This is a genomic window from Bacillus sp. S2(2024) (genome assembly GCF_050474045.1).
GTDB lineage: Bacteria > Bacillota > Bacilli > Bacillales > Bacillaceae_G > Bacillus_A > Bacillus_A yunxiaonensis.
The window spans coordinates 2,776,503-2,788,595 of record NZ_JBFLUS010000003.1 but is presented as its reverse complement, the minus strand read 5'-3'; the positions used below and the strand labels follow the sequence as shown (position 1 = coordinate 2,788,595).

Here is a 12,093-nt window from a genome sequence, read left to right as displayed (position 1 = left end):
GATGGGGAAAATTCGCAAACTCGATGATCAACTTTCTAACTTAATTGCGGCAGGGGAAGTAGTAGAACGACCTGCTTCGGTTGTAAAAGAACTTGTCGAAAATTCCATCGATGCGAATAGTACATCTATTGAAATCCACTTAGAAGAAGCTGGATTATCGAAAATTCGCATCATCGATAATGGAGATGGCATTGCTGAAGAAGATTGTATCGTTGCCTTTGAACGACATGCAACAAGTAAAATTAAAGATGAAAATGATTTGTTTCGTATTCGGACGCTTGGTTTTCGCGGTGAGGCATTGCCGAGTATTGCATCTGTTAGTGAATTAGAGTTAATCACGAGTACAGGGGATGCACCAGGAACACACCTTGTTATTAAAGGTGGCGAGATTTTGAAACAAGAAAAAACAGCGAGCCGTAAAGGAACAGATATAACGGTTCAAAACTTGTTTTTTAACACACCAGCACGCTTAAAATACATGAAAACAATTCATACAGAGCTTGGAAACATTACGGATATTGTATATCGCATTGCATTGTCACATCCAGAAGTCTCATTGCGTTTGTTTCACAATGAGAAAAAATTACTTCATACATCAGGAAATGGTGATGTAAGACAAGTTCTTGCTGCAATTTACAGCATTCAAGTTGCGAAAAAACTAATTCCAATTGAAGCAGAATCGCTAGACTTTACTATTCGTGGTTATGTAACGTTACCAGAAGTAACACGTGCATCTCGTAACTATATGTCAACGATTGTAAATGGTCGTTACGTTCGAAACTATGTCTTAATGAAAGCTGTGCAGCAAGGCTATCATACATTGCTACCGGTTGGACGCTATCCAATTGGCTTTTTATCAATTGAAATGGATCCAATGTTAGTTGATGTGAACGTTCATCCGGCAAAACTAGAGGTTCGCTTTAGTAAAGAACAGGAACTATTGCAACTTATTGAAAAAGCATTACAAGATGCATTTAAAAAAATTCAACTCATTCCTGATGCCGGTGTTACGACAAAGAAAAAAGAAAAAGATGAAAGTGTCCAAGAGCAGTTTCAGTTTGAGCATACAAAAACGAAAGAACCATTGATGCCAAATATCGTTTTGCCAAGTGGAATGGATGAGCCAGAGGAAAAACCGAAGTCACAGCTGCTGCTTTGGAATCCACCAAAACAAGAATGGCAGCCGCCACAATCTCTTGTAAAAGAAGAAAATAATTGGCAACCGTCCAAGCCGGTTGTAGAAGAACCACTTCCACAAGAGAATGAGTGGGAAGAGAATAAGGAAGACTTTGAGTTAGAAGAACTGGAAGAAATGCAAGAAATCGAAATGAACGGAAACGATTTACCACCCCTGTATCCAATTGGACAAATGCACGGTACGTACATTTTTGCTCAAAATGATAAAGGGTTATATATGATTGACCAGCATGCCGCTCAGGAGCGTATCAATTATGAATATTTTCGTGATAAAGTAGGACAAGTTGCACCAGAGGTACAAGAATTGCTCGTTCCATATAGAATTGACTTATCACTCAATGAATTTTTACGAGTAGAAGAACAACTAGAAGAGCTAAAAAAAGTAGGATTATTCCTAGAACAGTTCGGCCATCAATCGTTCATTGTACGCTCACATCCAACATGGTTTCCAAAAGGACAAGAGATGGAAATCATTGATGAAATGATGCAGCAAGTATTGAAATTGAAAAAAGTCGATATCAAAAAACTGCGCGAAGAAGCAGCTATTATGATGAGCTGTAAGGCATCAATTAAAGCGAATCAATATTTAACGAATGATCAAATCTTTGCATTACTAGAAGAATTGCGAACAACAACAAATCCATATACATGTCCGCACGGTAGACCTATACTTGTGCACCATTCGACGTATGAACTGGAGAAGATGTTTAAGCGGGTGATGTAGGGTGTTATAAAAAGATAAAAAAATTGTTTACTGAATAAAAAAGTTTTTTACTATATAGTAAAATCCTATGAAAGCTAAATGTAGATTTGGAATAAAGTTTAATTAAATTAACCTAATAAACCTTAATAAAAGAGGCAAATAGAAAAAGCGTGTTTTGAAAAAAAGATTGATCAAAACACGCTTTTTCTATATTCAATTGAATCATCCTTTTATAAAAAAGTTTGATAATTTTTGTTATCCTTGCTCAATTAAAGCGCCCTTTAACAGAACAACTGTTTTTTAATGATTTTAGGTAAACCATCTTTATCGTTTGACAAAGGCTAAATTTGCCATTATCATCAATTCAAACTTATTTACGGGGAGAGATTAAGATGAAAATTTATGTTGATGCAGATGCTTGTCCGGTAAAAGATATCATTATCTCTGAAGGTACGAATGCTAAAATTCCTGTTATCCTTGTTGCTAGTTTTTCTCATTTTTCTAATGCGGAACAACCATCAGGAGTGGAAACCATTTATGTTGATTCTGGAGCAGATGCTGCGGATTATCGGATTATGAAGTTAGCAGAAAAAGGAGATATAATCGTTACGCAAGATTATGGTCTTGCTTCGCTAGGATTAGCAAAAGGGTGTGCAGTACTTCACCATAATGGGTCTAGCTATACAAATGAAAACATTGACCAATTATTACAAACACGTTATTTGAGTGCAATGGCTCGAAAAAGCGGAGAGCGTACAAAGGGGCCAAAACCATTTACATCAGAAGATAGGGAGAATTTTAAGGAGCTTTTTAAAAGAGCGATTTCACATTAAAAAAGAACCGTTCATTTTTAAGGAAAAACTAGAAAAAAATTGTGACAAAAATTAAACTAACGAGGAGGGGTATGGATGGAATTGCAAGTAGGTGAAAAAATCACCTTTGAGCGAACGTTTACAAAAGAAGATGTTGTCTTATTTACGAAGATATCTAAGGATCAGGGGATTCATCATGTTACACCAGATGAACAAGGACGATTTGTTGTACAAGGACTTTTAACATCAACACTCCCTACGAAAGTTGGCGGTGATTATAATGTATTGGCTCGTAAGATGGATTTTGAATTCTTACGCCCCGTCTTTAGTGGTGATACGATCCGTTGTGACGTAATTATTGAACAATTTGAACTGGATGAAAAAAATCGCACAAAAATTACTGCGGCGTTTACATGTATGAATCAACTTGAAAAAGAAGTATTAAAAGGAAGTTTCTCAGGCATAATTCTTTAATCATTTATAAAAATATGTAGTATAACTTTTAACAGGGTTGAAAAATCAAATAAGATAGATGTGCAATTTTGTACTATAGAAACTTAAACAATCGATGTAATAATTCAATGAGAGAAACTTGAAAAGAGTTTGTTTCATGAATATTACATCTTTTTTGATTTACTGTTTTATTATTACGTTTACGCCAGGACCGACAAATTATAAAATCAACGTCCTTAACATACCGTTAATCAGAATTTATTCCAAATCAGCATAAATTTGATGATGGAGGTTGCTATACAGCAGGAGATAAAAAAGATCTTTACTCATTCGAGAATGTAATGATTAAGCGGTTTGCTAGTAAAGAACTTTTTTATATAAGTTACCATTTAGTTGTAAAGGCCGAAAATAGTGAAGTAAACAAAAGGTAACTCTAAAATCAATCTTTATGGTATTTTTTGGGTTTTATTAACATTTACGGTATAGACATAATGATGTAATATATTGAATGAAATGAAGTGAATACATGAAGGATGGACATAAAATGGGAGATTTATTATTGATGATGATTGAACGCGTTGGTTTAATCGTTATTTTAGGATATTTACTTTCGCATATTAAGACGTTCCGTTGGCTGCTACATAAGCAAGATGGCTATAAAGGTAGCTTTATGTTAATTGGCATATTTTCATTATTTACAATTGTAAGCAACTACACAGGGATTGAGATTTCTGGTAATACGATTATGAATGATAACTGGCTACAGGGTGTCTCTTCTTCTAGTACGATTGCGAATACGCGTATTATGGGAATTGGAATTAGCGGGTTACTTGGAGGTCCAATTGTTGGAATAGGAGTAGGATTTATAGCTGGTATTCATCGTTTTGTGCTAGGGGGAACGACTGCAGTAAGCTGTGCAATCTCTTCTATTTTAGCTGGGATTGTGACAGGTTATATTGGCTATTTATATCAAAAACGGAATCGCGTTGTAACCCCAAAGTTTTCTGCAGTGCTTAGCATCTGTATGGTATCGCTGGAAATGCTTATGATTCTTTTCATAATTGATGACGGCTGGAGCATTGTGAAAACAATTGCACTCCCAATGATTCTCGTAAATGGTTTTGGAAGTTTTATTCTATTGTCAATGATTCAGTCCATTTTACGACAAGAAGAACATGCGAAGGCATTACAAACGCATAAAGTATTGCGCATTGCTGATAAAACGCTTCCGTATTTTCGCCAAGGATTAACGGAAGAATCATGTACGCAGGTGGCACAAATTATCCATCGCTTTACAGGAACAGATGCAGTATCTTTAACAGATACAGAAAAAATATTAGCACATGTTGGATTAGGATCTGATCATCATATTCCTTCCCATAGCTTAATTACTGAATTGTCAAAAGAGGTGTTAAAGACCGGGAAAATTATGAAAGCAAAGTCGCGCGAAGGGATTAATTGTCAGCATGAAGGGTGTTTATTACAAGCGGCAATCGTGATTCCACTCACATCTCGTGGAAAGACCATCGGTACGTTAAAGCTTTATTTTAAAAATCCCAATTCATTAAGTCCCGTAGAGGAAGAGCTGGCAGAAGGATTAGCGAAAATCTTTTCAACGCAGCTTGAACTTGGAGAAGCAGAACTGCAAAGTAAATTATTGCAAGATGCGGAAATAAAAGCGCTGCAAGCACAAATTAACCCTCATTTTCTCTTTAATGCGATTAATACAGTCTCTGCTTTATGTCGTACAGATGTAGAGAAAGCAAGGAAATTATTGTTACAGCTAAGCGTGTATTTTCGCTGCAATTTACAAGGTGCAAGGCAGCTTCTCATTCCATTAGAACAAGAATTAAATCATGTGCATGCGTATTTGTCGTTAGAACAAGCAAGATTTCCGAATAAATATGAAGTGAAAATGTATATTGAAGACAAACTACATACTATTCTGCTGCCACCGTTTGTGCTGCAATTATTAGTAGAAAATGCTCTTCGTCATGCATTTCCTAAAAAACAGCCTCTATGCCAAGTTGAAATTCATGTTTATGCCAAGAAAAACAGCGTGCATTTCAAAGTAAAAGATAACGGTCAAGGAATTGAGCCGGAGCGATTAGAGCGGTTAGGAAAAGCAATTGTATCGTCAAAAAAAGGGACGGGAACAGCATTATATAATATTAATGAACGGTTAATGGGGTTGTTTGGAAAAGGTACAACGCTTTATATTGTCAGTGAACTGGAAACAGGGACGGAGGTTTCCTTCACGATTCCAATTCAAAGAAAAGGAGGCAGCGATATTGAAAATATTAGTAGTCGATGATGAAATGTTGGCGCGGGACGAATTAAAATATTTATTATATCGAACGAAAGAGGTCGATATAATCGATGAGGCAGACAGCGTAGAAGAAGCGTTAGAGAAGTTGATGGAAAGTAAACCGGATCTTGTTTTTTTAGATATTCAGTTGTCGGATGATAATGGATTTGAAATTGCTAATATACTAAAGAAGATGAAAAAGCCACCTGCTATTGTATTTGCAACGGCCTATGATCAATATGCCATTCAGGCATTTGAAGTAGATGCTTTAGATTATATTTTAAAGCCGTTTGACGAAGAGCGCATTGTCCAAACGATTAAGAAATTTAAAAAACGAAAACAGCATGAAATGGCGGAGAAACAAGAAGTACATGTGCCGGATGTATCTAGCAGAATGGAAAAATTAGCGCTGCCGATTGATGAATCGATTGTATTAGTGAATATAGAAGATATCGTATATGCTGGATTGTTAGACGGAAAAGTAATTGTGAAAACGATTTGTGATACGTATGTGACGTACGATACGCTTGCTATATTAGAAAAGAAATTGCCACAAATGAATTTTATGCGTGTACATCGCAGTTTTATCGTAAATGTAAATCATATTTCTGAAATCCAGCCGTGGTTTAACTCTACGTATAATTTAATTATGAAAGAGGATTCAAAAGTGCCTGTAAGCCGTACTTATGCAAAAGAATTAAAGAAGCTGCTTCGTATTTAACAAGCAGCTTTTTGCATTTCATCCTTCTTTTTCTGTAACTGATTTCATATATTTGACGCTCTGTGTTGTAAGTGCTTATGCAATCATTTACATCCTATACAATAAAGCTATCAAATCGAAAGAGGTGGAAGGATAGTATGAAACGTTCATCTATTAATCCATGGCTTGTTGTCCTCGGTACAGTCATTGTCCAAATGGGACTTGGAACGATATATACATGGAGCTTATTCAATCAACCTTTAGTGAGTAAATATGGCTGGAGTCTTAACGCTGTTGCGATAACTTTCTCAATTACTAGCTTTTCTTTAGCATTTTCAACTTTGTTTGCGGGTAAATTACAAGAGAAATTGGGACTTCGTAAACTCATTATGATAGCCGGGTTAGCCTTAGGAATTGGCTTGATGCTTAGTTCGCAAGTGTCCTCATTACCAATGCTCTATGTACTAGCAGGAGTTGTTGTAGGTTACGCAGATGGTACAGCCTATATTACTTCACTATCCAATTTAATAAAGTGGTTTCCAGAGCGTAAAGGTTTAATTTCTGGTATTTCTGTCTCCGCATATGGAACGGGTAGCCTAATTTTTAAATACATTAACGCAAAGTTCATTGCTTCAGTTGGTGTATCACAAGCGTTTTTATATTGGGGCTTAATTGTCGCGGTTATGGTAGTGATAGGCGCTTGTTTAATCCATAAAGCCGCTGAAGAAGATACAGTTCATGAAACAAAAAGTCATGACTTTACAACAAGAGAAATGCTAGGCACAAAAGAAGTTTATCTGTTATTTATTATGTTATTTACATCATGTATGAGTGGCTTATACTTAATTGGGATGGTAAAAGATATCGGTGTTCAACTCGTAGGACTCAGCGCAGCAACAGCAGCTAATGCGGTCGCTATGGTTGCGATTTTTAATACGCTTGGCCGAATCATTTTAGGACCGTTGTCAGATAAAATCGGCCGTTTGAAAATTGTTACCGCAACGTTTGTCGTTATAGCTATGTCTGTCTTTGTTCTTAGTTTTATGAACTTAAATTATGGCATTTATTTCGCTTGTGTAGCAAGCGTTGCTTTTTGTTTTGGTGGAAATATCACGATTTTCCCAGCCATTGTTGGTGATTTCTTCGGTCTAAAAAATCATAGTAAAAACTACGGAATCGTGTATCAAGGCTTTGGTTTTGGAGCACTCGCAGGTTCCTTTATCGGTGCACTTCTAGGTGGATTTAAACCAACTTTTATGGTGATTGGCGCATTGTGTGTCGTGTCATTTATTATCGCTATTTTAATTCGACCACCTAGTCAGCAAAAAGAAAAACAAGAAAATTATCGCAGCGTAGCGTGAGCATTTTAAATTTTTATTACATTCTAAAAGTAAACGTAAAGTAACTCCAAAAATATGATTTAAATAATGTTCTATTAAAAACAGATAATTGCTGAAAAGCAACTATCTGTTTTTTTATTTAATATATTAATGAATTTTTATATAGGATAGGAGAAGTATTTTTGTTAGGAAGTGTAAAGTGTACCTATTAAAATGATTACTTTAATTATATGAAATTACCTATATTATTATATTTTCCGTAAGTTATTTTGTGCTTTACGGCACGATTGCTCCCTCAATGGCTCATTACCTGATTTCAATAAAATTCGATAGTGCTAGAACGAATTGCCAAATTGTCCATTACCATTTTTAAATCCTAAACATATTCTATCGTAAAGAGTAGTGATAAATTGAGTTACAAAGACTTTTTCACTACTTTTTAAATTTATAAAAGAAAGGAAGTTGTAAATGGGAGAGCGTCATGAAGATGAAATCCGTGAATTGTTACGGGCATTTCAATTAGTAGGAGCAAGGGTGGTACTATTTTTACCATCGTTCCATGTAGAAGGTTTTATTACTCGAATTGAAAAAAACTTTGTTACTCTTCGTCGTGGTAATGGAGAGGGTGTTGAAGTAGAAAGTAATGATTCTGGTATAACTCTTGAAAATCCAAACCAAATTAGCGTGAAAATTAGCGACATTCTATCAGTTAGTGATGATCGAGGAGCATAATAGCAAATAAACGTCAAAAAATGCACTGGGGTTATTAAACGCCCAGTGCATTTTTTTGTGGTTTAAGGAAAATGCAAAATAAAAAAGCATAAATTTTATCCCATATTAATGGGCAGTAAGACCCCCGCTGATGGAAGTTTAACTTTACATGAATACAGTATAAAACCTTGATTTAAATAGAAAATATAAAATTATATATGAATCAAGCTAAAAATTGTGTACCATATTTATTACATGTAATAAATATGGTACACAATTTTTAGGTGTTTTTTTATGCTTTTATTGTCACCTTTTCACAGCTTGTGTTTATTATATAATACAACCTTTTCATTATAGGGGGTGTTTAAGTGTGTCTGTTATGCTCAAATCAAGAAAATAGTAAACCTAGATTTAGATTGTTTGACATAAACCCTATTCCTCTTATTGTTTCATTGGAACCTCAAACATCTTTTGATGATTCATCAGAATTTCAAAAATCACCCAATGAATTATCAAAACCACCAAAACCTTTTGGTGACTCATTAGAATCCCCAAAAGCTTCTAATGTTTTATTAAAATTACCAAAGCTTTTTGGTGATTCATTAGAATCCCGAAGATTTATATTGACAAAAGATCATTCACAGTTGCTATTAACTGAAGAATCTTCTCATTATCCAAAAAGTTTGTCTAGTGATATGAAAGAAATAACAAATGAAATTAGAGAACTTTTATATGATTACCAGTTAGTCCATTTACGTATCACATTATTTTTAAATCAAATCCATATTAAAGGTTTTATAATGCATATCGGCAAAGATCTAGTTACGATTAGTGGGCAAAATGTTACAGTGAATAGTAATTCGACTGGTAACATTATAGAATCACCAAATAGAATCAATGTAAAAATTGATTCAATTCAAGCAATTAGTGATGGAAAGAAGCCTTCAAGTAATATAAGAAACTAGTGAGTGATTATCACCTTGATTAATAAATGATTTTAAACCTAAGAGATTGATGTTTATCTTCATTAATCTGTGAACGTTAAATTAATAGGAGTTGTAAGCTTTTCAGCAAACGCTTCGATTTTATATCCTGGTGGGACTAAAATATCTTCTAGTTTAATAATTCTTTTAATCGTATCCCCCCTTAGAAAAGCTTCTATTTTTAATTATTCATAGAAGAGTAGTCTTCATTCCAAGTGATTGAAAAGTATGACTAGTAGGTAATACTGCATAAAACATAAGGCAGTGAATATTATAGGAAGTGGCAAATGGGAGATTTTGAGGAGGGGTTTCCATGAAACGGTTTGTTCGTTATTGGTGTAAACCGATAATAGAGACAGGTTCAAATTCTCTTCATGTAAGAAAGATGGCACTTGCAACCCAGTTGGTAATCACAGCCTTATTGAGTACATTTGCTGCCATGTTTCAATCAGCAGGGGGTATTATGCCAGGGGTAGGGTTTCTGATTAGTTGTTTAGCAACATTACCCATTTTTTTAGTCACTTACTTTTCAATTCGTCAAGGAATCCTTTCTTATATCCTTACGATTTTCCTCTTATTTATTATCCAGCCGAGTGAACTTATTATCTTTCCCTTTACAACAGGTTTATTAGGAGTAGCGCTGAGTGTAGCTTTTTTACAATTGAAGAGGAGAATTGCAGTTGTTTCTTTTTCAGCAGCATGTTTACTTGTGGGGATTATGATAAATCTGTACGTATTCCGTTTTCCAGTTTTAGGTCCTACGGTTGATACAACTATGGATCTAAAGGTTATTGGATTCATATGTATATTAAGTTTTCTTTACTGTTGGATCTTCGCAGAGCTTTGTAGAATGTTCATAAATAGGTTGTGTCAGGTGTTGTCTTAAATTTGGGTAGAAATCTTTTTAAACGAACAAGAATTGTAATAATCTAGAAAGGTCCTTTTAGAAATCTAAAGGGACTTTTCATTTACATAATTAATGCTATCAATAGTTTATATAAAAATATAGAAAACGAAACTTTCTACAATTTTATACAAAAAACGACTAAAAAGATGGAATTTTCTGATTTTTTTGTTGTAACATGACGATTTTCATGTTAGTATAAAAGCAATCACACAGAAGGTGGTGATATACCTTAAAAATTAACGGAATATTATAAATTTAGTAATCGTGAGTCGTTATTGTTATTTACTTTCTTCTTGTATTTCCCTTTAAAGAATGTTTTTTTGCCATCAACTCTAAATAAGCAGTAAAAAAGCACTTGGAAAAGTGCTTTTTTACCTTTTCTTTCATTTTTTTACAAATAATTAGGGAGGGATAAAAGATGTGGATCTCTACACTACTATTAAATACATTCATTATTATAATTTGTATCCTTGGTTATCAAGTGTTTTGGTTAGACAAAACTGAAAAAAAAGCATGTAACAATATATTAATTTCTTTTCTTTCATCCATTGCAATTATTCTTTGTATGACCTTCCCGATTCATTTTCACGCTGGGTATATTTATGATCTGCGCTTTATTCCTATTCTTTTAGTTGTACTATATGGAAACACAGGAAGTCTAATTTTTATCAGTATTGTATATTTTTTATATAGATTTTACTTAGGTGGAACTGGTTTTTTTTCATCAGTTGTTATATACGGTATTATTATAATTACTATTACAATATTTCATAAGTTTTTCCTCATTCATTTCGAAAGAAAAAAAATAGTATTCAACATACTACGTATTTTAATTTGTACCAGTTTTCTTTCAGTTTTTGCTGTAATAAATCAGATTGAAATAATTGGTAAAATAGAAGTTGGTTTTATTAAATTATTAGCTAATTATATAATAATTAATATTTTCACAGGATTATTATCTATTTATTTAGTAGAAGGAATGATAGAAAAGTTTAAGATGAAAGAAAAAATTCAAAGAGCAGAGAAATTTTGTCTAATTAGCGACTTGGCCGCATCTATTGCACATGAAATCTATAATCCAATCACTACTGTATATGGATTCACTCAATTATTTCATAAAAATGAACTCACAAAAGCATCTCAGAATAATTACTCGGAAATTATGTTAGTTGAACTGGAAAAAGTACAATTTATTATTAATAATTATTTATCTTTAACAAAGCCGCAAAACATAGTTAACGAATCAATACATATTAAGCAGCTTTTTCATCAAGTAAAAAATATAATTTTACCATTTGCACTTTCACACAATGTTGAAATAAAAAGTAACATTGAAAATTCCCTATATATAAATTCTGATCCAGAAAAGCTAAAACAATGTTTAATCAACATTGTACAAAACGGAATTGAAGCTATGCAAAATGGTGGAGTATTACAAATTAATATACAAAAAATAAAAAATAATATTGTAATTGATATTATTGATTCAGGAATAGGAATGTCTTCTCAAGAAATGAAAAGAATTGCAATGTCATTTTATTCAACTAAAGAAAAAGGAACAGGACTTGGCACTATGATCGCTTATAGCATCATTAAAGAATTAAACGGAGATATAGAAATAAAGAGTAAAAAAGGAAAGGGAACACATTTTTCTATCATTATACCTTGCTAATACAAAAGTAAGTTGATGAAATGTTACCAATTAGTATTTTTGTTTTATAGCGTAGAGTAGAGAAACAATCTAAATAGCATAGAAAATCGAGTGTGAAATCGCATAGATTTTATACTCGATTTTTATATTTTTATAAGGGTGTATTGCATTTCAACTATTAAAATAGCATTCGAAATAGTAGTGCTGTTAATAAGTTAACGATTTCTGTTGTCATATCTACATTTAATATGTAATTTAGGGTATTAATTTAGATATTAAGAAGAAAAGATAAGGGTAATTAGGAAATTTATGTTAAAATATTCATGAG

The 12,093-nt window shown here is 33.4% G+C and carries 10 protein-coding genes; all 10 read left to right on the top strand.

Annotated features, from left to right (window positions below; genetic code table 11):
- The first annotated feature begins 1 nt into the window (after position 1).
- The 10 genes from mutL (at position 2) to AB1284_RS13970 (ending at position 11,786) form a co-directional block, all read left to right on the top strand.
- Positions 2–1,921: a DNA mismatch repair endonuclease MutL gene (mutL, locus tag AB1284_RS14015; protein WP_429754245.1), complete on the top strand. Its 1,920-nt coding sequence runs from the start codon at positions 2–4 to the stop codon at positions 1,919–1,921.
- 371 nt (positions 1,922–2,292) lie between these two features.
- A complete protein-coding gene (locus tag AB1284_RS14010; RefSeq protein ID WP_429754246.1) occupies positions 2,293–2,733 on the top strand; it encodes a YaiI/YqxD family protein in 441 nt (146 codons plus the stop codon).
- Positions 2,734–2,808: 75 nt separating this feature from the next.
- Positions 2,809–3,186, top strand: a complete 378-nt coding sequence (locus AB1284_RS14005; RefSeq protein WP_429754247.1) for an enoyl-CoA hydratase — start codon at positions 2,809–2,811, stop codon at positions 3,184–3,186.
- A 523-nt stretch (positions 3,187–3,709) separates the two neighbouring features.
- Positions 3,710–5,479, top strand: a complete 1,770-nt coding sequence (locus AB1284_RS14000; protein WP_429754248.1) for a LytS/YhcK type 5TM receptor domain-containing protein — start codon at positions 3,710–3,712, stop codon at positions 5,477–5,479.
- Positions 5,454–6,194 carry a LytR/AlgR family response regulator transcription factor gene (locus AB1284_RS13995; protein WP_429754449.1) on the top strand — a complete coding sequence of 247 codons (741 nt, stop codon included), beginning with the start codon at positions 5,454–5,456 and terminating at the stop codon, positions 6,192–6,194. Before AB1284_RS14000 ends, AB1284_RS13995 begins: the two co-directional genes overlap by 26 nt.
- Positions 6,195–6,331: 137 nt before the next feature.
- A complete protein-coding gene (locus tag AB1284_RS13990; protein WP_377884016.1) occupies positions 6,332–7,534 on the top strand; it encodes an L-lactate MFS transporter in 1,203 nt (400 codons plus the stop codon).
- Positions 7,535–7,981: 447 nt separating this feature from the next.
- Positions 7,982–8,245, top strand: a complete 264-nt coding sequence (locus AB1284_RS13985; RefSeq protein WP_429754249.1) for a hypothetical protein — start codon at positions 7,982–7,984, stop codon at positions 8,243–8,245.
- 347 nt (positions 8,246–8,592) lie between these two features.
- Positions 8,593–9,189, top strand: a complete 597-nt coding sequence (locus tag AB1284_RS13980; protein ID WP_429754250.1) for a hypothetical protein — start codon at positions 8,593–8,595, stop codon at positions 9,187–9,189.
- Between the two features lie 331 nt (positions 9,190–9,520).
- Complete coding sequence (locus tag AB1284_RS13975) at positions 9,521–10,093, top strand: hypothetical protein (protein ID WP_429754251.1); 573 nt, start codon at positions 9,521–9,523, stop codon at positions 10,091–10,093.
- A gap of 439 nt (positions 10,094–10,532) precedes the next feature.
- Positions 10,533–11,786 carry an ATP-binding protein gene (locus AB1284_RS13970; RefSeq protein WP_429754252.1) on the top strand — a complete coding sequence of 418 codons (1,254 nt, stop codon included), beginning with the start codon at positions 10,533–10,535 and terminating at the stop codon, positions 11,784–11,786.
- The last annotated feature ends 307 nt before the right edge of the window (positions 11,787–12,093 follow it).